Annotated in this window: 20 protein-coding genes and 1 pseudogene; 10 read left to right on the top strand and 11 right to left on the bottom strand. The window is 64.2% G+C overall.

Annotated elements, in window-relative coordinates; genetic code table 11:
- Positions 1-24: 24 nt before the first annotated feature.
- From AC4FWB_RS03230 to AC4FWB_RS03220, 3 genes and pseudogenes are all read right to left on the bottom strand, one after another.
- The gene (locus AC4FWB_RS03230; RefSeq protein ID WP_491024304.1) at positions 25-699 is read right to left on the bottom strand and encodes a protein-L-isoaspartate(D-aspartate) O-methyltransferase; all 675 of its coding nucleotides are present in this window, start codon (positions 697-699) and stop codon (positions 25-27) included.
- Positions 700-904: 205 nt separating this feature from the next.
- Positions 905-1102: pseudogene (locus AC4FWB_RS03225) on the bottom strand (hypothetical protein); the annotation flags it as partial.
- Positions 1103-1248: 146 nt separating this feature from the next.
- Positions 1249-1998 (bottom strand): DUF899 domain-containing protein, encoded by a 750-nt coding sequence (locus tag AC4FWB_RS03220; RefSeq protein ID WP_491024303.1) that lies wholly within the window; start codon positions 1996-1998, stop codon positions 1249-1251.
- A gap of 124 nt (positions 1999-2122) precedes the next feature.
- Between AC4FWB_RS03220 and AC4FWB_RS03215 the strand changes: the two genes are divergently transcribed.
- Both AC4FWB_RS03215 and AC4FWB_RS03210 read left to right on the top strand, forming a co-directional pair.
- On the top strand, positions 2123-3343 hold the full coding sequence (locus AC4FWB_RS03215) for a helix-turn-helix domain-containing protein (RefSeq protein WP_491024302.1): 1221 nt from the start codon (positions 2123-2125) through the stop codon (positions 3341-3343).
- 31 nt (positions 3344-3374) lie between these two features.
- On the top strand, positions 3375-4016 hold the full coding sequence (locus tag AC4FWB_RS03210) for a Vgb family protein (protein WP_491024301.1): 642 nt from the start codon (positions 3375-3377) through the stop codon (positions 4014-4016).
- 26 nt (positions 4017-4042) lie between these two features.
- On the opposite strand, the gene AC4FWB_RS03205 is transcribed toward AC4FWB_RS03210, so the two are convergent.
- From AC4FWB_RS03205 to AC4FWB_RS03180, 6 genes are all read right to left on the bottom strand, one after another.
- On the bottom strand, positions 4043-5131 hold the full coding sequence (locus tag AC4FWB_RS03205) for an acyltransferase family protein (protein ID WP_491024300.1): 1089 nt from the start codon (positions 5129-5131) through the stop codon (positions 4043-4045).
- A gap of 265 nt (positions 5132-5396) precedes the next feature.
- Positions 5397-6287 carry an ankyrin repeat domain-containing protein gene (locus tag AC4FWB_RS03200; RefSeq protein WP_491024299.1) on the bottom strand — a complete coding sequence of 297 codons (891 nt, stop codon included), beginning with the start codon at positions 6285-6287 and terminating at the stop codon, positions 5397-5399.
- Between the two features lie 128 nt (positions 6288-6415).
- Complete coding sequence (locus AC4FWB_RS03195) at positions 6416-6487, bottom strand: hypothetical protein (protein WP_491024339.1); 72 nt, start codon at positions 6485-6487, stop codon at positions 6416-6418.
- Positions 6488-6690: 203 nt separating this feature from the next.
- On the bottom strand, positions 6691-7125 hold the full coding sequence (locus tag AC4FWB_RS03190; protein WP_491024298.1) for a hypothetical protein: 435 nt from the start codon (positions 7123-7125) through the stop codon (positions 6691-6693).
- A gap of 167 nt (positions 7126-7292) precedes the next feature.
- Positions 7293-8546 carry an MFS transporter gene (locus AC4FWB_RS03185; RefSeq protein WP_491024297.1) on the bottom strand — a complete coding sequence of 418 codons (1254 nt, stop codon included), beginning with the start codon at positions 8544-8546 and terminating at the stop codon, positions 7293-7295.
- A complete protein-coding gene (locus AC4FWB_RS03180; protein WP_491024296.1) occupies positions 8543-9274 on the bottom strand; it encodes an MBL fold metallo-hydrolase in 732 nt (243 codons plus the stop codon). The genes AC4FWB_RS03185 and AC4FWB_RS03180 overlap by 4 nt, the downstream gene beginning before the upstream one ends.
- 110 nt (positions 9275-9384) lie before the next feature.
- Here AC4FWB_RS03180 and AC4FWB_RS03175 point away from each other — a divergent pair, with 110 nt between their 5' ends.
- Together AC4FWB_RS03175 and AC4FWB_RS03170 are read left to right on the top strand one after the other, a co-directional pair.
- Complete coding sequence (locus AC4FWB_RS03175; protein ID WP_491024295.1) at positions 9385-10062, top strand: ArsR/SmtB family transcription factor; 678 nt, start codon at positions 9385-9387, stop codon at positions 10060-10062.
- A 303-nt stretch (positions 10063-10365) separates the two neighbouring features.
- Positions 10366-14925, top strand: coding sequence for an nSTAND1 domain-containing NTPase (locus AC4FWB_RS03170; RefSeq protein WP_491024294.1), 4560 nt, complete (start codon positions 10366-10368; stop codon positions 14923-14925).
- A 336-nt stretch (positions 14926-15261) separates the two neighbouring features.
- On the opposite strand, the gene efp is transcribed toward AC4FWB_RS03170, so the two are convergent.
- Positions 15262-15831: an elongation factor P gene (efp, locus tag AC4FWB_RS03165; RefSeq protein ID WP_491024293.1), complete on the bottom strand. Its 570-nt coding sequence runs from the start codon at positions 15829-15831 to the stop codon at positions 15262-15264.
- A gap of 129 nt (positions 15832-15960) precedes the next feature.
- Between efp and epmA the strand changes: the two genes are divergently transcribed.
- Positions 15961-17007, top strand: a complete 1047-nt coding sequence (gene epmA / locus AC4FWB_RS03160) for an EF-P lysine aminoacylase EpmA (RefSeq protein WP_491024292.1) — start codon at positions 15961-15963, stop codon at positions 17005-17007.
- A gap of 20 nt (positions 17008-17027) precedes the next feature.
- On the opposite strand, the gene AC4FWB_RS03155 is transcribed toward epmA, so the two are convergent.
- Positions 17028-17444 (bottom strand): VOC family protein, encoded by a 417-nt coding sequence (locus tag AC4FWB_RS03155; protein ID WP_491024291.1) that lies wholly within the window; start codon positions 17442-17444, stop codon positions 17028-17030.
- Between the two features lie 253 nt (positions 17445-17697).
- Between AC4FWB_RS03155 and AC4FWB_RS03150 the strand changes: the two genes are divergently transcribed.
- From AC4FWB_RS03150 to waaA, 5 genes are all read left to right on the top strand, one after another.
- On the top strand, positions 17698-19041 hold the full coding sequence (locus tag AC4FWB_RS03150; RefSeq protein ID WP_491024290.1) for a TldD/PmbA family protein: 1344 nt from the start codon (positions 17698-17700) through the stop codon (positions 19039-19041).
- Position 19042: 1 nt separating this feature from the next.
- Positions 19043-19837, top strand: a complete 795-nt coding sequence (locus AC4FWB_RS03145; RefSeq protein ID WP_491024289.1) for a 3'(2'),5'-bisphosphate nucleotidase CysQ — start codon at positions 19043-19045, stop codon at positions 19835-19837.
- A 76-nt stretch (positions 19838-19913) separates the two neighbouring features.
- On the top strand, positions 19914-20159 hold the full coding sequence (locus tag AC4FWB_RS03140) for a DUF4170 domain-containing protein (RefSeq protein ID WP_491024288.1): 246 nt from the start codon (positions 19914-19916) through the stop codon (positions 20157-20159).
- A gap of 5 nt (positions 20160-20164) precedes the next feature.
- Entirely contained in the window at positions 20165-20941 is a 777-nt protein-coding gene (locus AC4FWB_RS03135) for a lysophospholipid acyltransferase family protein (RefSeq protein ID WP_491024287.1), read from the top strand.
- Complete coding sequence (gene waaA, locus AC4FWB_RS03130) at positions 20938-22254, top strand: lipid IV(A) 3-deoxy-D-manno-octulosonic acid transferase (protein WP_491024286.1); 1317 nt, start codon at positions 20938-20940, stop codon at positions 22252-22254. The genes AC4FWB_RS03135 and waaA overlap by 4 nt, the downstream gene beginning before the upstream one ends.
- Positions 22255-22293: the final 39 nt, after the last annotated feature.

The raw sequence follows: 22293 nt of genomic DNA, 5'->3' as shown, positions 1-22293 counted from the left end.
GAATCTGAAAGATCGCGACGCGCTTTAGACGGTTTCGAGCCGGCTGAATCGAACCGGGATGACTTTCCGCGTCGTGAGCTGCCCTGCCGCATCCTTGTCGATGACTGTCAGGAACTGCACTTCGTCAAACACCAACGGCAGAACCAGACGTCCCGCTGGCTTGAGCTGGTTCAGCAAAGCCGGCGGCGTCCGCTTGGCGGCCACGCTAACCAGGATCTTGTCGAATGGGGCGTGCTCGGGCCAGCCGCGAGACCCGTCTCCGACACGAATGGCGACATTGGAGAAGCCGAGGCCCTGCAGCAGAGCCTCGGCATGGCTTGCGAATTCCTCGATGATTTCGACGCTCCAAACTTGTCCGGCGAGTTCCGCGAGAATGGCGGTTTGATAACCCAGGCCGGTGCCGATCTCGAGCACTGCCTCGTTCGGCTGCGGAGCAAGGAGATCGGTCATCAGAGCAACAATGAAGGGCTGCGAGACGGTCTTGTCGAAACCGATCGGCAGCGGCATGTCCTCATAGGCATAAGGCGCGACTGCGACCGGCACGAAGAGATGCCGCGGGACCCGCCGCATCGATGCCATGACCCGCGGATCGAGCGTAGCCTTGCCGAGTTCTTCGCTTGCAAGGTCGGCATGGATCGCAATCAACTCGACCATGTGCCTGCGCAGAATTGCGAGATGCTCTTCGTTCATCGGCTTCATGACGGTGGGGCTTTCCTCCGACCAGTCAGGCCCAGGCATTATATCCTGTTCGTCATGTCACCGTAACGCCTGCCATCGTTTTTCCAATGATGGTCTCGCGGCAGAGTACGTCGTCGGCTCGACGGATCCTTCGCATCCAGGCGAAGAACCCGCTGATCGGGGGGCGGTTGTGATGTACGGCGGTCATTCGCCACAACGTCAAATCTCACGCCCGCCTAGCCGCCAGCCGCAGCCACGGCGCCAGATGGAAAGCCGCCATCAGCAGATACATCGGCACCATGCCGCTAAGCATGGAAGCTCCCGGACCGGACATGCACATCATGTCCTGGCCGCCATAGGCAGCGGTGAGCAGCGCCATGGTTGCGAAGGTCGGCGCCGCGGCGAGGCAGAGCCAGTCGGCGAGGCCGAAACCATTCAAGCCGGCCGGGCGGGGGGCGGGATTGTCGATGCTCATCTTTTCCACCTTCCAAAGCGGTCGGGCTGTTAGGGGCAGCTAGGCAAAAAATCGGCTCCGGCGGCGCGATGCGTGCCGCCGGAGTCGCTTCACGCTCAGGCGTCCTTGTTGCGGAACGCCGCTTCGCCGACATCCGACACCTCGACCCATCTCTGGTCGGGGGCGGCGCCTTCCTCATAATTGTCGTGCCAGTTCCACCACTTGTAGGTCTGCGTCTGCGGATAGCCCTTGGGTGAATCCTCCCACACCTCCTGGCGGCCGAGCGGGGTGACGTCGAGATAGCTCCACACTGTGCCAAACGCCTCGTCGCCGCGGTTGTTGACGAAGTAGGTGCGGAAGATGCGGTCGCCTTCGTGGATGAAGACGTTGTGGCCATGCCATTCGTCGACGCCGAAATCCTTATCCCAGCTGTCGGTGATGGTGTACCACGGCATCTTCCAGTCCATCCGCTGCTTCAGCCGCTGAATGTCGGCCTGCGGCGCGCGCGAGGCGTAGGCAAGTGTGGTGTCGCGGGCGTTGAGATGGGCGAGGTTGCCGACCTGGTCGGCGCCGAGCGAGCAGCCGCGGCAGGCGTGCTCCGGCCAGCCATAGACGCCTGGCTCGAAGAAGGCGCGGTAGATGATCAGCTGCCGGCGGCCTTCGAACAGGTCGAGCAGGCTAGCCTTGCCGTTCGGGCCTTCGAACACATAGTCCTTCTCGACAAGCATCCACGGCATGCGGCGGCGTTCGGCGGCGAGCGCGTCGCGGGCGCGGGTGACGGCCTTCTCCTTGACGAGCATCTCCTCGTGCGCGCCTTCCCACGCTTCTTGCGAAACGACCGGTGGTGTCTTCATGTGCTGGGTCATTGCTCTTGTCCCATTCTTTCGGTTGGTTGAGGGTGACGAGGACAGACATAGGGCCGGACAGCGCGATGGTGAGAGTTACAAGTGTGACGCGATTTGATCCGGCGGGCCCAGAGGCGGGCATTGCATGGACTCGCTGATCAATGCCGCCGGCCGCGCGCTCGCCGCGGGCGATCCGCTCGGCGCCCTGAAGCGTGTCGCGCTGCGCGACGACGCGCCGGCGCTGGCGCTGCGCGGCATCGCCATGGCCCAGCTCGGCGACTTCGCCAAGGCCAAGGCGCTGTTGAAGGGCGCCGCCCGCGCCCTCAGCCCCAAGGAAGCGGTGGCGCGTGCCCGCTGTGTCGTCGCCGAGGCTGAAATCGCGCTAGTCTCGCGCGATCTCGGCTGGCCGGAGAAGGCGTTGCGATCGGCGCGTGCGACGCTTGCAACGCATGGCGACCGCGTCAATGCCGCCTATGCCGGCAGCCTCGAGGCGCGGCGCCTGATCCTCATCGGCCGCCTCGATGAAGCAGAGCGCCTGCTTGCGGGCTTCGATCCTGCGCCGCTGCCGCCGGTCGCGCGCGTCGCGCATGAGCTTGCGGCCGCGGGCATCGCGGTCAGGCGTCTGAGGACGAAGGCCGCGCGGGCCGCGCTGGGCCGGGCGGCGCTCGCCGCCTATGAAGCGAGCATTCCGGCGCTGAGGGCGGAAGTCGAAACAGCGTCCCTGGTGCTGAACACGCCCGTCGCGCGGCTCGTATCGAAAGGTTTGGAGAAGCCGCTCAAGCTCGACGAGGTCGAGGCGCTGCTGGCATCCGGCGCGCTGGTCATCGATGCCTGCCGCAATGTCGTGCGCCAGGCGGACATGGTTGTCTCGCTGGCGACGCGGCCGGTGTTGTTTGCGCTCGCGCGCGCACTTGCCGAAGCCTGGCCCGCGGATGCCTCGCGCGAAACGCTGCTCAGGCGCGCGTTCCGGGCCAGGCACGCAGATGAATCGCATCGCGCGCGGCTCAGGGTCGAGATGGGGCGGCTGCGCGCCGAATTGAGCGCGCTTGCTGAAATCAACGCGACGGCCGCCGGCTTTGCGCTCACGCCGCTGAATGCCGCCGAGGTCGTGGTGCTCGCGCCGCCGGTCGAGGAGGAGCATGGCGCGGTGCTCGCTTTCCTGGCCGACGGCGAGTCGTGGTCGAGCTCGGCGCTGGCGATCGCGCTCGGCGCAAGCGCGCGCACCGTGCAGCGGGCGCTGGAGGAGCTTTCCACGGCAAACAAGGTGCTGGCGGTTGGCCGCGGCAGGGCGCGCCGCTGGATGACGCCGCCGATGACTGGATTCCCGACCGTCTTGTTACTCCCGGGTCCGCTGCCGAGCGACTAGTCTGCGGCCACTGTTCAAATGGAGATCGAAAATGAAACGAGCCGCAGCCGAGATCCTACGCGAATATGGGCCCTTTCCGGATGCCGAGCGCGTCAATGGCGTCACCTATGACGGCAAGAATGTCTGGTTCGCCACCGGCGACAAGCTGAAGGCGCTTGACCCGGAGAGCGGGGCGATCGTGCAATCGATCGACGTCGCCTCGCATGCCGGGACCGCCTTCGACGGCGAGCACCTCTACCAGATCGCCGAGGACCGCATCCACAAGGTCGACCCGAAAACCGGCAAGGTCGTCGCCACCATTCCCGCCCCGGGCAATGGCGGCGATTCAGGCATGGCCTGGGCCGAAGGTTCGCTCTGGGTCGGCGAATACAGGGCGCACAAGATCCATCAGATCGATCCTGAAACGGGCAAGGTGATCCGCACCATCGAGTCGAAACGCGTCGTCACCGGCGTGACCTGGGTCGATGGCGAGCTCTGGCATGCCACTTGGGAAGGCGAGGAGGGAGATCTGCTGCGCATCGATCCCGAGACGGGCGACGTGCTGCAGGAGGTGGCGATGCCCTCTGGCGTGTCGGGACTGGAATCCGATGGTGGTGGCTGCTTCTTCTGCGGTGGCGGCAGCAGCGGCAAGATCAAGGCCGTGCGCCGGCCGGGACACGACGCCGGCAAGTAACGGATAGCCTGAAACAGGCGGCTCGATCAGGCCGCCTCGCGCGCCGGCCGAGCAACGCCCTTGTTGGAGATCTGACCGGCATTCGGTCTGTCGATATGCGCCCAGGCCGGCCGCTCGAACAGGAACGTGCCGAAGCCGGTGCGCTTGACGATGAAATAGAGAATGACCGGGCTGATGACCGAGACGAGCAGCACCGCGAGGCTGAGCATGCCGGTGTCGGTCAGAAGGCCGCTAGCCAGCGCGAGACCACGGAAGATCGACATCGGGATGGTGAAGGCGACATAGACGACCAGCGAATGCTCGCCGAGCCAGCGCAGCCATTCTATCGAAGTGAACTTGGACAGGAAGCCGCCGGCGACGCAGAGCGCCACCGCTCCTGCGACGGCAAGCGCGAGATGCAGCGGCGGCCATGCCGCCAGGCCCATCTGCATGCCGACCGGCTGAACGGCAAAACCCGGCGAATAGACGAGCAGGCCATTGACGATCGCCCACGCGACCAGGCCCGCGACGGCAGTCGCCGGGCGAGCTTGCGTCCACGCCACGAGCCGGAACACCAGCGGCGCGAGCACGAAGCCGAGATAGAAGAACACGAAATAGGCGGCGAATTGCGTGAGGGCATAACTGTCCGAATGCGGTGCCCACATCTGCAGCGCGGCGGCGGCCGCAATCACGATCCAGTGCGGCACGCCAAGCTCGCGCAGGACGCGCGCGACGAGGCCGAAGACAGCCAGCATGTAGATGAACCACAGCACGCCGTAGGGTTGGACGACGGCCGTTGCGAGGTCATGCAGCATACCGGCGGGGTCGCGGCTGAATATGCCGATCTTCAGCCCGATCGAGATGATCGCCCACAGCACGTAGAAGTAGAGATAGTGGACGACGCGCCGGTCGATATAGCGCCGCCACGGCCGGTCGATCACCTGCGACAGGAACAGGCCTGAGATGAGAAAGAACTCCGGCATGCGGAACGGTGTCGCAAAGCCGATGACATAGTGCAGGAAGCCGACACCGCCGGTGTATTCACCGGTGTTGTAGGCCGAGTACATCATCACCACCATGATGATCGAAAGACCTTTTGCCGTGTCCACCCACGGCATGCGCGCCGAGCTGCTCATCAACGATCTCGAGGAAAAAACACCCGCACCCATAGTACCGGACAGGCGCATCCCTAGCAGCATGAAGCTTCGGATATCGTAAACGCGGCGCTGCTAGTGGTGAAAGTCTAACGGCTTGGTACCCAAGGCGAATCCCGACAATGGGCGACGAACTGCCGTAGCGTGCCGCTGGCGCAGCGACTTGGTAGCGCTAAATGCCGTTCGATGACCGGTGACCCGTTCATTGACGCAGGCCCGTAGCAGTAGTGCGCAGGAGATTGTCGATTCAGGGTAGCGGGATCGGCTTGTCACTGAGTGTGCGCAAGTACGCGATCAGGTTGACCCGTTCGGTCTCGTCCGGAACACCAGGCATCTCCATCTTAACGCCCGGCGTGGTAAGCATGGGTCCGAAGAGATATCTGTTCAGGTCCTCGTAAGTCCACACGCCTTCCCAGCTCAGCAAGGCGTCCGAATAATCCATATTTGCCATGGATGCCTTGTCGCGGCCGACAACGTCCCACAAGTTCGGTCCCGTTTTGGTCCCTCCCTTTGGCTGGGCATTGTGGCAACGGTCACACGCGCGGGTGAAGTAGGTTCGGCCTTTCTCGACATCGGCAGAAGCCAACTTCGTCGAGATCGGGGCTGGTGTTGGCAAGACGACGCCATGCGACATCAGATAGTCGGCAACTTCGCGTTGCCCCTTGCGTTTTGCCAGATGGAGCGGTGTTTTGCCGTCACTTGTCTTCGCATTCACGTCCGCACCGGCCTCGACCAGTGCCTTAACGCAGTCTAGACAACCGAGAATGACGGCGACATGAAGAGCGGATTCGCCGTCACGGTCCGAATTTGGATCTGCGTGATGCTCCAGCAAAAGCTTTAACAGATCGATCTTGCGTTTCCCCATAGCCGCCATCAGCGGGCGACCCCAAGTCGTCTGGGCATTGACGTCCGCGCCACGTTCTATGAGCAGTTTTGCCGCTTCGATGTGGCCCATCATGACCGCAAAATAGAGCGGCGTTGCGTCTCCATCGCTCTCATCGATGCCGGCACCTGCGTCGAGCGCTGCTGTGATCGCCGTGACATCGCCGTTCTTCGCGGCGTCGTGAATGGCGGCGGCGCGCAATTCAATCGGGAAATATGCAAGCAGTGGTGCAATGAAAAGCAGGAGCCTGCGCATTTGGCACCTCCCCAAGGCAAACCGGAGGATGCAGCACGCTTTTAAGGTGACAAAGCTTACCTCAAATGCCCCGCGAGAACGAGAGTTTTCAGGAAGACTGGCCTTGGCCTTGCTGCCCTCCGCAGCAATCACCTGCTCTCGGCTTCAGCAGTTCGGCAGCTCTTGCATTCATAGAAATACTGGCATGCATCTACCGGCATTATCTCTTTCGATGCGAACCCACATTCGGGGCAGGTGATCGTCGCTTCCAGCGTTGCCATCTTTGGCTCCAGTCGTCGGCCGGACGATGAAGGTATGATACCCTCTGGCGCCAGGCGCTCGACGCGAAAAGTCGATCACGGCGGCCCAACATTGAACCAGGGCCGGACGGTCTCGTCAGAAGCGTCCGGCCCTGACGGTGCCGTCAGGCTGGTATCAATTCAATGATGCGCATGATGCTCGGTTTATCGCTCTTGTTCGTGTCGGTTTCCACATTTCCGACGGGGCAGAAGTAGATGTCGCCCGGTTGTAACGTGAAAGGCTCTTTTCCTTTGATTTCGACATAGAGCGGAGCGCCTTGGATTTCACATATGTCGACCGCCTTGGCCCCCGGGTCCGTGAACGTCGATCCCGGCTGATAGGTAAGCTCCATGAGGACCGCTTTCTTGAAGCCGGGAACCGGCCCGATGGGCTCTGCCTCGGTGAACGTCTTCAATGTCACCCCTGGAGCGATTTCCTCGACTTTCGCTTCACCCGCCATCGCCGGCGAGCCTTGCCCGAACAGCGCCACGGCGCTGGCCGCGCCGAAGATCAGCACTGAACGTCGATCAATGTCCGACTTCGCTACAATGTGTTGCATGCGTTCCTCCCTTTAGGAGCGCGGCCTGAACACGGATTGGCAATCATAAAGTCTACGTCGACCCGGTAAGGCCACGCTGCCCGATCATAGCATCTGATGGCGCAACCTTCCATTGTGTCGGGAGGGTTGCGGGATCGCGGCCATGCCAATGTATGGCCACCCACGGCTCATTCGATCGGGATCGCGGCCGGCGATGCCCGTTCCCGCATCGTCACCGCCACGATCGCGCCTGACAGGAAGGTCAGCGCCGCGATCGCTGCGATCGCCGCGACGAAGCCGAAGAAGTCGGCGATCAGCCCCGCCGACAGCGCTCCGATTGCGTAGCCAAGGTCGCGCCAGAAGCGGTAGACGCTGAGCGAGCGCGCCCGCCAGGACGGATGTGAGGCGTCCGACACCGCCGCGATCAGGCTCGGATAGACCATCGCTGTGCCGAGGCCGAGCAAAAGGCTTGCCAGCAGCCACCAGCCGAAATCGCGCGTCATGGCGGTGAGCAGAAGCCCCGCCGCCTGCACCCACATGCCGGCGACGATCAAGCCCTTGCGGCCCCACCGATCACTCAAGGGTCCGGTCGCGACCTGTAACACGCCCCAGACCGCGGGATAGACAGCCTTGAGGATGCCGATCCGCTCGACGCCGAGCCCGTTGGCGACGAAGAACAGCGGAAAAAGGCCCCAGCTCATGCCGTCGTTGAGATTGTTCACCAGGCCGGCCTGCGAGGCCGCGAACAAATTGCGGTCGCCAAACGAGGTCAGCATGAAGATCTCGCGGAAGCCGAGCGGCGATGCCTGTTTGGCGTGGTTTGCCATCTCCAGCCGCACATGCTCGCGCGTGTCGCGCACGAGCAGGATCGACAGCGCGGCGCCGAGGATCGCATAGCCGACGCCGAGATAGATCGGCACTGGACGCAGCCCGTAGCGGCTGGCGAGGTAGCCGGTGAGGAAAGCGGTGATACCGACGGCGAGATAGCCGGCGAACTCGTTGAGCCCGACGGCAAGGCCGCGCGATTTCGGCCCGACCAGATCGACCTTCATGATCACGGTCATCGACCAGGCAAGCCCCTGGTTGATGCCGAGCAGCGCGTTGGCGGCGACGATCCAGCCCCAGCTCGGTGCCCAGATGATGATGAAGGGCACCGGCAGGCCGAACAGCCAGCCCAGGATCAGCACGCGCTTGCGGCCCCATCTGTCGGCAAGTTGTCCGGAGACGAGGTTGGCGCAGGCCTTGACCACGCCGAAGCTGACGATGAACGAGACGACCAGCGTGGTGGAAGCGACGCCGAACTCCTCCGCGCCGATCAGCGGCACGACGGTCCGTTCGATGCCGACCATGCCGCCGACGAAGGCGTTGATCAGCACCAAAAGCGAAAACTGCTTCCAGTTGGCCTTGAGGCCGAGCGCAACGGCAGGCGCGGATGCGCTCAAGATCGAGCCCCGGCGTTGGCGGCCCGCGTCAGGGCGGCGTCCGGCGGTGGGGGAGGGATGTCGGCGGTCATTGTGGCAATGAACTGGTTCTCGTCCTCGATGCGGAAGGCCTTGTTGAAGCGCCGCTCGAAGCCGATGGTCGACGTCGGCTTGCCGCTGAGCGACCGGCCGCAGACCGAGCCGGAATAGGCGCCAGGCAGAACCTCGATATGGTCGGGCAATTCCTTCAGCCGGCGCACGCTGGCATAGAGCGCGCGGGCGCCGTCCTCAGCGTTTGAAGCAAGCTCGGTGCGGCCGAGATCGCCGACCATCAGCGTGTGCCCGGTGAGCACGAACCAGGGTTCGGTCGACCGCGTCCGGTCGGTGACCAGAAGGCTCAAATGCTCGGGCGTGTGGCCTGGCGTATGCATCACGGTCGCCGTCACATTGCCGAGCTCCAGCACCTCGCCGTCCTTCACCCGCCGGAACGGGAAGCCTGTCTCGGCGCCTTCGAACAGCACATATTCGGCGCCGGTCGCCTCGGCGAGCGCCCGTCCGGCCGAGATATGGTCGGCATGGATATGCGTGTCGACGACGTAGAGGATGCGCATGCCCGTCGCGCGCGCCGCCTCGACATAGGGCGCGATGTCGCCCACCGGATCGACGACGGCTGCGGAAGCCTTGCCGCCGCAGCCGAACAGATAGGAGGCGGCGACCGGGTCGGTATGCAGGAACTGCCTGAGAATCATCGCTTTTCCTCCGTCCGGGCGGCTGCGCCGGGGCGAGCCATCGGCTTGACAGCAGGTCGAAACTGTCATTCAATCATTCTATTGAATAACGATGCGTCGCTGAAAGGCCGATGTCAATCCGCAATCCGAAGCAGGCGCTTTACGAGCAGTTCGCGATCGTCGCCAAGGCGCTCGGCAATCCGTTGCGCCTGGAAATGATCGAGCATCTGGCGCAGGGCGCGCGCAGCGTCGAAGCGCTTGCCGCGAAGCTCGGCCAGCCCATTGCTAACATCTCCCAGCATCTGCAGGCGCTGCGCCGCGCCGGCATCGTCTCGGCCGAGCGCGACGGCAAATTCGTCCACTACGCGCTCGCGGACGAGAGCGTGCTCGCCGCCTTCGCTTCGGTGCGCGCCGTTGCCGAGCGGCATCTCGCTGAAGTCGATCGCATCGTGCGCGGCTATTTCGACGCGCGCGACGACATGCGGCCGGTCGGACGCGACGAACTTCGGGCTCTGATGCGCGATGGGCTGGTGACGCTGATCGACGTCCGCCCGCCGGACGAGTTCGCGCTCGGCCATGTGCCCGGAGCGATCAATGTCCCGCTCGGCGAAATCAAAGCCTGGTCGGCCAACGCCGCTCCAGACCGGGAAGTCGTCGCCTACTGCCGCGGTCCATGGTGCGTGATGTCCTTCGAGGCGGTGGCCGCGCTGCGCTCGCTTGGCCACTCCGCGCGCCGCTTAGAGGACGGCATGCCGGAATGGAAAGCCGCCGGCCTGCCGGTGGAAATGGCCGCCGGATATCGTGGCTAATTAGATGGCGCGGAAGGCTCGCGAGCCGAGAGGCCGCTGAGCACCGATTGCAGACGCTTGGTGACAACATGGCGAATGCCTTGAGTTGGCCGGTTCCGGTCAGGCAGCTTTCAAGAACCGCCCTACAAAAGCAGCCGTTTAGGTCGGCTGGTGTGATGTCTGACCCCAACTCGGTCATTGCCGCCACACAAGCGGAATGTCAGGTGGCACGCCAGAAGCGGACCCCTTGCGGTCAATTCGGTGCCTCTCCCCACTAGGCGCCATTTCCTTTACTATGTTCCGCAATCGCGGGAGGGTAGCGCCTTGGATCGCGTTCACCGCAGATTGGCCACTGTCCTCGCCGCCGACGCAGTTGGCTACAGCCGTCTGACTGGCAGAGGCGAGGAAGGGGCGATTGCCACACTGCGTGCGCATCGTCAGGTCATTGACCGGGTGATCGAGCAACATGAGGGACGAGTGTTCGGGAGCGCTGGGGACAGCGTCGTCGCCGAGTTCGCGAGCCCAGTCGAAGCGGTTCGGTGCGCCACCGAAATCCAATTCGAAGTCGACAAACAAAATGCCGAACTCTCCGAGGCGAGCCGGCTACGCTTTCGCATCGGCATCAATCTCGGCGATGTTGTCGTTGAGGGTGACAATCTCATGGGCGACGGTGTGAACGTCGCCGCCCGTCTGGAAGCGCTGTCACATCCGGGTGGAATGTGCATTTCGGAAGCGGTCTACGCACAGGCGCGCGATCGGCTCTCGCTCGAATTCGTCGATCTTGGCGAGCACAGGGTGAAGAACATCGCCCGGCCTGTGCACGCTTACCGCGTGCCTCTCCCTTCGGAGGAGCAGGTCACGTCGCCTTTTCGAGGTCTCAACCCCTTCGAGTTCGAAGACGCTGACCTCTTCTTCGGACGAGTTCGGGCGACTGCTGCCTGCATAGAACGCCTGGAGCAGCAAGCTGCCAATGGCAAGGCATTCCTGCTCATCTATGGTATGAGCGGCTCGGGCAAGTCCTCTCTCCTGCGAGCAGGGCTGCTGCCTTCCATCACTCGGCCTGCCGCAGTGGCTGGCATCAATTTTTGGCGCCGCTGTCTGGTCCGCCCATCGGAGGGTCCTGATCCGGTCACATCACTGGCCGCGGGGCTGCTTCGCCAAGGCGCCCTCCCTGAGCTGGCTTGCGAACCGGCAGCGCTGGCTCAACTCTGTTGGAGTTCACCTGATCGAGCTCTGGCGCTGATACGGCAAGCCCACGCCAAAGCCGCGGCGTCCGCAGGTTCGGTCCCTACGCAACTGCGACTGATAGTTGCCGTCGATCAGATGGAGGAGTTGTTCACGACGGAGGAGGAGCCGGCATCGCGTGAAGTGCTGGTGCGGCTCCTCGCGGCACTCGCCGGCAGTGGACTGGCTTGGGTGATTGCGACGATCCGATCGGATTTCTTTCACCGTTGCGGCGAAGTCCCCGGCTTCTCGGGGCTGAAGGATGGGCTCGCCAGCTACGAGCTCTTGCCGCCGTCCGGCCCTGAGATCGCCCAGATTATCCGCGAGCCGCCCCGCGCCGCGGGGCTCCGCTTCGAGGAGAGTCCTGATCGAGGACGGCTCGACGATGTGCTGCAGGATGCGGCAGCTGCTGATCCCAGATCTTTGCCGCTTCTCGAATTTGTGCTCGACGCTCTGTACGAGACGGGGCGGGAGCGCCGGATCCTCACCTTTGCCGCATATCAGGCACTTGGCGGCCTCGATGGGGCGATCGCGCGCCGCGCCGACGAAGTCGTAGACGCTCTCCCGCCGGACATCCAGGAGGAGCTGCCAGTAGTGTTGCGTGCCCTCACTACGGTGCGCCCAGGCGATGAAACAGTTGCGGCACGTCCGGCCTCGCGCGCCGAAGTCACGGGCACGCCTCAACGATTGGCTCTCGTTGAGGCGTTGGTCGCCGCTCGCCTCCTCGTCAGTGATGAGGATGCCGCAGGCCACGTCTTCGTTCGCGTGGCACACGAAGCTTTGTTGGGCCGCTGGCCGCGCGCTAGCGACATTGTCAATTCAAACAGAAGCTTCCTCGAGACGCGGGCTCGGCTCATGGCTGACGCCCATCGCTGGCATTCGGATAACAGGAACCAGGAACTTCTCTTACCATCCGGCAAGCGTCTCGCCGAAGGCGAGGAACTGCTGCAGTCGAGACGGGAAGAAGTCGACGATCAAGTCATCGAATACATCGAGGCGTCTTCTCGTGCCCAGAAAGAGAGGGAGGAGAAGGACCGACAAGCGGAGCGGGCATTGATCGAGGCGGCCGAAGCAGCAAGACGCGAGCGCCTCGAGCGTGAGGCCGAACGCCGCAGTCTTGCGGCCGCGGCGGCGAGTCGGCTCGCGCAGCGCACGCGCTATGCGGCCCTCGTCGCGACGGCGTTGGCTCTCATGGCCGGCGCGGGCGCGTTCTTCGGGTTCAGAGCACAACAGGAGGCAACGCGGCAAGCGGAGTTGGCGGAGCAGAGCGCAGACAAGGCGAGGTCGGCCGAAAAGGAGGCCCTCGAGGCGCGCGATCAGGCGCTCCGCAATCAATCTCTTTCGCTTTCGTTTCTTTCGCAGCAGACCGCGGCGAGCGGTGATACGGAGGCCGCGATCCTGTTGGCGCTGGAAGCGCTGCCGAAGAGTGGATCGGGGCCCGCGCGGCCATATCTCTTTGAAGCCGAGGCCGCACTTTTCAACGCTCTGTTGGTGCACCACCAAACAGCGGTCTTCAAACACGACGCCGGGGTGACGCAGGCAGCCTTCAATCAGACGGGCGATCGCATTGTCACCGCGTCCTACGATAAGACCGCACGCATTTGGGACGTCGCGAAGGGTAGCGAGATCGCAATCTTGAAGGGCCACCAGGGACCCGTGGAGAGAGCCGGATTCAGTCCGGACGGACGCCGGGTCATTACGGCCGCAAGGGACGGCACCGCGCGCATCTGGGATGCCGACTCTGGAGCGCAGCGTGCTGTGCTTGCGCCGGTCGGCGATTATCCAACGGCTGTGTTCGATTCGAACGGCGACCGGGTGTTGACGGCGGGGCAGAACAGTCACGCGTCACTCTGGGATGCCCGGACGGGAACGAAACTCCTGAGCGTAGCCAGCACTGGAGACGGATTGGCTGGCTTCAATCCGGATGGTCGCAGCTTTGTGACCTCACAAGAACAGAAGGTCTTCGTCTGGAATGCCGCGGATGGCGCGCTGATCCATGAATGCCCCGTTAGCACTTACGCGTCCACACTCACATTCAGCCCGGACGGAAGTCGGCTGCTGGTAGGCTCGTGGGGGACAATTTCATACGGCGACTTCCCTGCGCTTTGGGACCCATCGAACGGAACCGAAATCGCAAGGCTCCGTGGCCACAAGAGCGACACCCAATTACAAGGCGCAACGTTCAGTCACGACGGCCGCCGGATTGCAACGGTCTCGCTCGATGGCAGCGCACGAATCTGGGACGGAAAGTCGGGATTCTTAATTGACGTTCTCGGTCAAGAGTCCCCCAACTTGAAACTGAAAGACATCGATCGGGACGACCGTGATGTCGAAATGAACAGCGCGTTCAGCCCCAACGATCGCCTTTTGGCCACCGCTTCCATGAACGGTCCAATACGCATCTGGGACGTCGGTCGAGCGTCGCTGTTCACCACCATCACCGGCCATCGCGCCTTGATCGAGCACCTCGAGTTCAATCCAGTCGACGGCAATATTCTTCTCACGGCTTCACACGATGGCACCGCCCGCCTTTGGGACGTCGACGGAATTCTGACGACCGATCTGATGAACGAGTATCCGCCGACCTTCGCGGTGTTCAGTCCTGACAATGTGCATCTTCTGACTGGAGGCGGGGACGCGAAAGGGCACCTGTGGGATGTAGCCGGCCGTGAAATAGCCGAGTTCGACACAGGCGAGATTGTCAACGGTGCGACATTCAGCCCTGACGGAAGTCGCGTTGCAACCGCATCCCTTTCGGGCCGAGTTCTCATCTGGGACGTTGCGGGCAGACGCGAGATCGCGCGCCTCCAATATCCCCCCGGGCTCCTTCAAGTTCAGTTCAGTCCGAAAGGAGACCTCCTGGCGTCGAGTTCGGCTGACGGCACGGCACGGTTGTGGAACGCAGCAACTGGTACCGAAGTCGCCACTATCCAGACAAGTGGGAGGCAGGTTGTTTTCAACCCGGACGGCGATCTCGTCCTCGCCGCGACCAGCGACAACGCCGCGCACCTGTTGGAAACGAACGGGACCGAACTGAAGAAACTGGTCGGGCATGAGGGCCGAATCACCGGGGCGGCATTCAGTCCGGACGGGCAGCTGGTCGCTACAGCCTCGCTCGACCACACCGCGCGGATCTGGTCGGTCAAGGACGGAAGCACCGTCGCGATCCTAAGAGGTCATGGCGATCAGCTCACCGAAGTCGCGTTCAGCCCGGACGGTCAGTCACTGCTGACTGCCTCACGCGACGGCACCGCACGAATCTGGAGCGTCCCAGACGGAACGGAAAGGGTCGTTCTCAGGGGGCACACCGGCGCAGCGACCAGCGCGCAATTCAGTCCTAACGGTCTCTATGTCCTGACAGCCTCAACTCAGGACGGAACGGCCCGGCTCTGGGCCGCGCGGACGGGGCGCGAGATGGCAGTGCTTGCCAGTCCGAAGGAGAACAAGCGGCCGGCACCGATACGCGCGGCCTTCAATTCAGATGGAACGAGGGTCGTGATCGCGTCCTATGAAGAAGACGTTCGCGTCATACGGTTTTTTCAGACACCCCAAGATCTCATCGATTTCGCGAAGCAAACTGTTCCACGCGAACTGACCGCGTGCGAACGGCGTCGCTTCTTCCTTCCCGTCGAAGGCGATGTTAGCGATTGTCCAAGTTGATGTCGCCAAACGCCCGTGGCTGGTGACCTAACCGGCTATGCCGTAGTCGCAAAGGGGCGTATTGGATCCTATAGCGGTCATTTCCAAGCCGTTCGCAGTCGACTGCATTTGGCGCAACCGCGACCTCCAAAATGGTCGCCAACAATGTCTGCGTTCAGGCAGTGGTAACAGTCACCTCAACGGCCGACATCGGGGCCGATCTGCCGTTCACGTCGCGGCAAATGTAAATCCGCTTCGGGTCAGAGCCTGACATCCAGACGGCGGACAAACGGTACAGACCGCTGCCCGCCTGGTCACAGGCCAGCCCGGGTAATTGCGCTGCTGAAATTCCGGACTTCAGTCCTTGGCGCGCTCGACGTAGGAGCCGTCGGCGGTCATCACCACCACGCGCGTACCGGCGCTGATATGCGGCGGCACCGCGGTGCGCACGCCGTTGGAGAGCACGGCCGGCTTGTAGGACGAGGACGCGGTCTGGCCCTTGGTGACCGGCTCTGTCTCCACGACCTCGAAAGTGGCGCGCTGCGGCAGCACCAGCGAGATCGGCACGCCGTTGAACTGCGCCAGTTGCACCGCCATGCCTTCCTGGAGATAGGGAGCCATGTCGCCGACCACGCTTTCCATAGCCACGACCTGGTCGTAGCTTTCCGGGTTCATGAAATGGAAGCCTTCGCCGTCGGAATAGAGGAAGGTGTGCTCGCGCTCCTCGACATAGGCGCGCTCGACCATTTCGGTGGTGCGGTAGCGCTCCGAAACCTTCACGCCGTCGCCGATGCGGCGCATGTCGAGCTGCGTTACCGGCGTGCCCTTGCCAGGGTGGATGTTTTCGGCAAAGAGGATGACATAGAGCTTGCCGTCCTTATCGACGACGTTGCCTTTGCGTAACGAACTGGCGATGACCTTGACCACGATATTCAATCCCAATCGAGTTTTTCGGCCTGCAAGCGTCTATGCCCATGAAACGGCAACGGCGGCCTTCGCGTGCGCCCTAGCGCATCTTGCGTCGAACCGCCAGCCTTCTCGGCGATTTTCCCGCTCATGACCGGCGCTTCGCCCTGGTGGACACCGCATATCCATGCCGACCGCCGGCCAAGGCTGATGGCGCGCAACGCCATCGCGAATGCCCTGCGTGGCTGGTTCGCGACGCGCGATTTCGTCGAGGTGACGACGTCGGCGCTGCAGGTCTCGCCCGGCAATGAGGCGCACCTTGCCGCTTTCGCCACCGAGGCGATTAGGCCCGACGCGTCGCGCCAGCCGCTCTACCTCCACACCTCGCCGGAATTCGCCTGCAAGAAGCTGCTTGCCGCGGGCGAGAAGCGCATCTTCAGCCTCGGCGCGGTTTACCGCAACCGAGAGCGCGGCCCGCTGCACCATCCCGAATTCACCATGCTCGAATGGTACCGCGTCGGCGAAACCTATGAGAGCTTGATGGCCGACTGCGCCGAGTTCCTGGCGCTCGCGGCGGAAAAGGCCGGTACAAAGCGCTTCCGCTTCCGTGGCCGCGACGCTGACCCTTTCGCCGAGCCGGAGCGGTTGAGCGTCGCCGACGCTTTTTTGGCGTATGCAGGCATCGACCTGCTGGCGACCGTCGCCGCCGACGGCAGCACCGATCGCGACGCGCTGCACGAGGCGCTGGTCCGCGCCGGCCTACGCACCGCGCCCGATGACAACTGGGCCGACCTGTTCAGCCGGGTGATGGTGGAAAAGGTCGAGCCGGCGCTGGGGCAGGGGCGCGCCACCATCCTCTACGGTTATCCTGTGTCGGAGGCCGCGCTTGCACGACCGAGTGCTGTGGACCCGCGCGTCGCCGAGCGCTTCGAGCTCTATTGCTGCGGTGTCGAGCTCGCCAACGCCTTTGGCGAGCTCACCGATCAGGCCGAGCAGCGCCGCCGCTTCATCGCCGAGATGGACGAGAAGGAGCGCATCTATGGCGAGCGCTATCCGCTGGACGAGGATTTTCTCGCAGCCCTTGCAATCATGCCGCAGGCCAGCGGCTCGGCGCTAGGCTTCGACCGGCTGGTGATGCTGGCGACAGGAGCCGCCAGGATCGAAGACGTGATCTGGGCGCCGGTGGCAACGCCTTGATTGCCGGCTGACCCCTGCGCTTAGTGCGCGAACACCTGCTCGAGAGAGCGAAAACCTTTGAATTCGAGCGCGTTGCCCGACGGGTCGCGGATGAACAGCGTCGCCTGTTCGCCAGGCTCGCCCTTGAAGCGCACCATCGGCCGTTCCAGCCAATCTATGTCGGAGCGGGCTTCGAGCCGCGCGGCGAGCCGTTCCCATTCGTCCATCAAAAGCACGGCGCCGAAATGCGGGATCGGTACGGCGACGCCGTCGACCTTGCCGTCACGGGCGGCCTCGGCCGCCTGCGGCCGCAAATGCGCCGACATCTGGTGGCCAAAGAGGTCGAAATCGACCCAACTGGCCGATGAGCGGCCGATCGCGCAACCAAGCACCTCGCCATAGAAAGCGCGGGTTTCGTCGAGATCACGAACCGGGAAGGCGAGGTGGAAGGGCGTCATGCAGGAGCTCCAGGCAGGCAATTATTCAGCGGTTGGCCGTTCCGGCCGCTTTGAGCGATTCGGTCGCGGCAACCTGATTGGCCTTCGCCCATTGCACAAGCGAGGATGGAACAATAGATGGTGCGACAGCATCCATAGATGGTGCGTCAGCATCCATGATGGTGCGACGGCATCCATGATGGTGCGACGGCATCCAGAGATGGTGCGGCAGCGTCTGCCTTCCCGGACCGCTTGAACAAACAGGACTAAGTACATGACCAATACGCTCGACGCAGCGAAACTGACCGACCGTGTCGCCGCACTCGTCGAGGGGGCCAAGCGCGCAGGAGCGGACGCCGCCGACGCTGTCGCGGTGCGCGGCCGTTCAGCCGGTGTGTCGGTGCGGCTGGGCAGGGTCGAAGGTACCGAATCGTCGGAGAGCGAGGATGTCTCGCTGCGCGTCTTCGTCGGCCAGCGTGTGGCGAGCGTCTCGGCCACCGCCGCCTCCGATCCGAAGGCGCTCGCCGAGCGCGCCGTCGCCATGGCGAAAGTCTCGCCCGAGGATCCTTATCAAGGCCTCGCCGACCCGGCGCTGCTCGCCCGCAATCTGCGCGATCTCGACCTCTTCGACCCGACCGAGGTTTCGGCCGATCAGTTGAAGGAAGCGGCGCTTGCCGCGGAAGCGGCCGCCCTTGCCGTGAAAGGCGTCACCAATTCCTCCGGCAGCGGCGCCAGCGCCGGATTGGGCGGGCTGGTGCTCGCCACCTCGCATGGCTTTCTCGGCCAGTACGTCGCCTCGCGCTTCTCGCGCTCGACCAGCGTCATCGCCGGCGAGGGCACGGCGATGGAGCGCGACTATGAATTCTCCTCGCGCCAGCATTTCGCCGATCTCGACGCGCCGGAGGACATCGGCCGCAAGGCCGGCGAGCGTGCCGTGCGCCGGCTCGGCGCCCGCAAGGCGGCGACCGGCCCGGTCGACGTCGTGTTCGACCCGCGCGTTGCGCGCGGCATTGCCGGCCATCTCGCCGGCGCCATCAACGGCGCGGCGGTGGCGCGCAAGACGAGTTTCTTGCGCGACATGATGGGCAAGCAAGTGGCTTCCACAGCGATCACCGTCACCGACGAGCCGCTCCGCCGCCGCGGCCAGGCCTCGCGGCCCTTCGACGGCGAAGGCGTCGAGGGTGAGAAGCTGTTGATGGTCGACAAAGGCGTGCTCAACCACTGGTTTCTGTCGACCTCGGCCGCGCGCGAGCTCGGCCTCACCACCAACGGACGCGGCTCGCGCAGTGGCTCTTCAGTTTCGCCGTCCTCGACCAACCTCGCCATCGAACCCGGCGAGCGCGCGCCGGAGGAGCTGATCGCCTCGCTGAAGCGCGGCTTCTACGTCACCGAGGTGTTCGGCCAGGGCGTCGACATGGTGACCGGCGAATACAGCCGCGGCGCTTCCGGCTTCTGGATCGAGAACGGCGCGCTCGCCTATCCGGTGGCCGAGGTGACGATCGCCTCGAACTTGAAGACCATGTTCCTCAACATGGTGCCGGCAAGCGACCTCGACCGCAATTTCGGCACCGCCGCGCCCACGCTGCTGATCGAGGGGATGACCCTTGCCGGTGCCTGACATGGTCATCTCAGCCGGGGCGCGCGAGGACCTCGCTTTGCTGCGCGACGCCGCCCGCGAGGCCGGCGCGATCGCCATGCGCTACTTCGGCAACAACCCGCAAGTGTGGATGAAAGGCGGCACCTCGCCGGTCAGCGAGGCCGACCATGCCGCCGACGCCTATCTGCGCGAGACCTTGCTCAAGGCGCGGCCGGATTACGGCTGGCTGTCGGAGGAGACCGCCGACGATCATGCCAGGCTGTCGGCGCGCCGCACCTTCGTCGTCGATCCGATCGACGGCACGCGAGGCTTTCTCGACGGCCTGCATTCCTGGTGCGTCAGCGTCGCCGTGGTCGAGGACGGCCGCTCGCTGGCCGGCGTGCTCGAATGCCCGGCAAAGCGGGAGACCTACTGGGCGCTGCCGGGCGAGGGCGCTTTTCTCAACGGCAAGCGCATCCATGTGCGGCCGCTCGGCGACACTGTCGAGATCGGCGGACCAAAACCGCTGGTCGACCTCATGCCGAAAGCCTGGCAGGGGAGGCTGCGCCGCATCGCTTATATTCCCTCGCTTGCCTACCGGCTGGCGATGATCGCCAACGGCAAGATCGACGCTACCTTCGTCAAGCCCAATGCGCATGATTGGGACATCGCTGCCGCCGACCTCATCTTGAAAGAAGCGGGCGGCGCCTTGCTCGACCGCGGCGGACAGCCTCCGCGCTATGCCGGCGAGGTGATCAACCACGGCGCGCTTGCCGCCGGCAACGGCGAGTTGCTCGACGTCCTTGCCGGTGTCATCGCCGGAACTGACGAAGGGTGAGCCGGCCCACAGTTCCAAAATCGGCTGCTTTGGTCTAAACGTTTCACAAAATTCATGAATCTGCGAAGGGATCGGCATGGCCGCGGAAGACGGAAAGAAACAGCTTTTGCACCTGGTGTTCGGCGGTGAGCTGAAAAAGCTGGGTGGAACCGAGTTCCGCGACCTGGACGCGCTCGACATCGTCGGTATCTACCCCGACTATCAATCAGCGCACGCCGCCTGGAAGGCAAAGGCGCAGGCCAGCGTCGATAATGCCCATATGCGTTATTTCGTCGTTCACCTGCACCGGTTGCTCGACCCGGAAACAAAGGCAGCCGGTTGACATCGATGGAGCATGAAGCGGTGAAAGGGGCGACAGGGCGCGCCGCCAGGCGGGGCGGGACGCGCACGCTGTGGCGCCGCATCCGCGAGCCGCTCGCCCAGTCGCGATTCGTCAAGAATTTCATCGCCAGCCTGTTCGCCTGGTTCGTGCGCCTGATTCGCATCACCAGCCCGCTGGTCAAGGGGTCGACGCAGGTCGCCGGCGGCGCCTATGGGCATCTCGAGCCCGGCATCATCGCGCTCTGGCACGGCCAGCATCTTCTTACTCCAGCCTATTACCCGAAGGGCCGGCCGCTGGTCGCCATGGTCTCGCGCAGCGCCGATGCCGAGCTCAACGCCTTGATGATCGAGAAATTCGGCATCGAGGCGGTGCGCGGCTCCGGCGGCCGCGACAGTTCGAGGCATCTCGACAAAGGTGGCGCCAAAGCCTTGATCGCGCTCAAGAAAGCCCTCGTCGCTGGCAAGAATGTCGCCATGATCGCCGACATTCCGCATGGCACGCCGCGCGACGCGGGGCTCGGCATCGTGCTTTTGGCCAGGCTGTCCGGCCGGCCGATCTTGCCTTCGGCGATCGCCACCAGCCGCCGCAAGGTGCTGGAAAGGAGCTGGGACAAGACCACCATCAACCTGCCGTTCGGCCGCTCCGCGGTCATCGTCGGAACGCCCGTCTTCGTGCCGGCCGATGCCGACGACGCCGAGATGGAGCGCAAACGCCAGGAAGTCACCGCTTCCCTCAACGCCGCGACGGCCGAGGCCTATCGCCTCGTGGACGGCGACAAATGAGCGAGCGCTGGGCGCGCGCGGCCCTGAGGGCCTACCGCTATGCGGGGGCCGTCGCCTATCCGCTGATCGGACCCTATGTCGCCTGGCGCGCCTCGCGCGGCAAGGAAGACCGCGTTCGTCGCCGCGAGCGCTACGGCGTCGCCGGCCGGCCGCGCCCGGAGGGCCCGGTGATCTGGATCCACGCCGCGAGCGTCGGCGAGACGATCGCCGTCGTGCCGTTGGTCGAATGCATCCTCGACTATGGCGTCAACGTCGTGCTGACGACCGGCACCGTGACCTCGGCGAAGGTTGCCGACGAGCGGCTCGGCAGCCGCATCATCCACCAATATGTGCCGCTCGACCTCAAGCCGGCGGTCAGCCGATTCCTCGATCACTGGCGGCCGGAATTGGCCATCATCGCCGAATCGGAAATCTGGCCGATGACCATCCTGGAGCTCGGCGCGCGCAACGTGCCGCAGGTCCTGGTCAACGGACGGTTGTCGGACCGTTCCTTCCACTCGTGGAAGAAGCGCGCCAGCGTCGCCGAGGCGCTGTTCGAGAACCTTGCCCATGTCGTTGCACAGTCGGATGTCGATGGCGAACGTTTCCGGGCGCTCGGCGCCAGGCCGGTCACCGTCTCCGGCAATCTCAAGGTGGACACCAATCCTCCGCCGGTAGACGAGCGTGCGCTGGCGACGCTGCAGCGCCAGATCGGCAACCGCCCGACCTGGGCGGCGACCTCGACCCATGATGGCGAGGAGGTGGTCGCCGCGGAAGTCCACGCGACCTTGCACAGGCGCCACCCCGGCCTGCTGACCATCGTCGTGCCGCGCCATCCCGACCGCGCCGACGCGCTTGCGGCGCAGATTGCCGGCATGGGGTTGACCGTCGCGCGCCGCAGCAAGGGCGACCGCATTTCGCCCGACACCGATATCCTGCTCGGCGACACGATCGGCGAGATGGGGCTCTATCTCAGGCTGACCGAGATCGCCTTCGTCGGCCGCTCGCTGACCTCGCAAGGCGGCCAGAACCCGCTGGAGCCGGCGATGCTCGACACGGCCGTGCTTGCCGGCCGCAACGTGCAGAATTTCCGCGAAGCCTATCAGCGCCTGCTCGACCGCGGCGGCGCCAAGCTGGTGCGCGACCGCGACATGCTGGCCGGCGCCGTCAATTTCCTCCTGACCAACGAGGTAGCGCGCCACGAGATGATGGCGGCGGGTGCCGCGACCGTCGACGAGATGCGCGGCGCGCTCGCGCGCACGCTGAAATCGCTGGAGCCTTACATTCAGCCGCTGGTCGTCAAGGCGCGCCTGAAAGGCGCCAACGGGCGTTAGCGCATGGCCCAAAAATCGGAAGCGATTTTTGGAAAGGAT

The organism is Mesorhizobium sp. LEGMi-168a, from assembly GCF_058312955.1.
The sequence above is the reverse complement of the archived record's forward strand: the minus strand, read 5'-3'. Positions and strand labels throughout refer to the sequence as shown.

What these genes read in the sequence shown, in the direction of transcription:
- AC4FWB_RS03230 (WP_491024304.1), bottom strand. Translation starts at nt 699, where the DNA reads ATGAAGCCGATGAACGAAGAGCATCTCGCAATTCTGCGCAGGCACATG.
- AC4FWB_RS03220 (WP_491024303.1), bottom strand. Translation starts at nt 1,998, where the DNA reads ATGACCCAGCACATGAAGACACCACCGGTCGTTTCGCAAGAAGCGTGG.
- AC4FWB_RS03215 (WP_491024302.1), top strand. Translation starts at nt 2,123, where the DNA reads ATGGACTCGCTGATCAATGCCGCCGGCCGCGCGCTCGCCGCGGGCGAT.
- AC4FWB_RS03210 (WP_491024301.1), top strand. Translation starts at nt 3,375, where the DNA reads ATGAAACGAGCCGCAGCCGAGATCCTACGCGAATATGGGCCCTTTCCG.
- AC4FWB_RS03205 (WP_491024300.1), bottom strand. Translation starts at nt 5,131, where the DNA reads ATGAGCAGCTCGGCGCGCATGCCGTGGGTGGACACGGCAAAAGGTCTT.
- AC4FWB_RS03200 (WP_491024299.1), bottom strand. Translation starts at nt 6,287, where the DNA reads ATGCGCAGGCTCCTGCTTTTCATTGCACCACTGCTTGCATATTTCCCG.
- AC4FWB_RS03190 (WP_491024298.1), bottom strand. Translation starts at nt 7,125, where the DNA reads ATGCAACACATTGTAGCGAAGTCGGACATTGATCGACGTTCAGTGCTG.
- AC4FWB_RS03180 (WP_491024296.1), bottom strand. Translation starts at nt 9,274, where the DNA reads ATGATTCTCAGGCAGTTCCTGCATACCGACCCGGTCGCCGCCTCCTAT.
- AC4FWB_RS03175 (WP_491024295.1), top strand. Translation starts at nt 9,385, where the DNA reads ATGTCAATCCGCAATCCGAAGCAGGCGCTTTACGAGCAGTTCGCGATC.
- epmA (WP_491024292.1), top strand. Translation starts at nt 15,961, where the DNA reads ATGACCGGCGCTTCGCCCTGGTGGACACCGCATATCCATGCCGACCGC.
- AC4FWB_RS03155 (WP_491024291.1), bottom strand. Translation starts at nt 17,444, where the DNA reads ATGACGCCCTTCCACCTCGCCTTCCCGGTTCGTGATCTCGACGAAACC.
- AC4FWB_RS03150 (WP_491024290.1), top strand. Translation starts at nt 17,698, where the DNA reads ATGACCAATACGCTCGACGCAGCGAAACTGACCGACCGTGTCGCCGCA.
- AC4FWB_RS03145 (WP_491024289.1), top strand. Translation starts at nt 19,043, where the DNA reads ATGGTCATCTCAGCCGGGGCGCGCGAGGACCTCGCTTTGCTGCGCGAC.
- AC4FWB_RS03140 (WP_491024288.1), top strand. Translation starts at nt 19,914, where the DNA reads ATGGCCGCGGAAGACGGAAAGAAACAGCTTTTGCACCTGGTGTTCGGC.
- AC4FWB_RS03135 (WP_491024287.1), top strand. Translation starts at nt 20,165, where the DNA reads ATGGAGCATGAAGCGGTGAAAGGGGCGACAGGGCGCGCCGCCAGGCGG.
- waaA (WP_491024286.1), top strand. Translation starts at nt 20,938, where the DNA reads ATGAGCGAGCGCTGGGCGCGCGCGGCCCTGAGGGCCTACCGCTATGCG.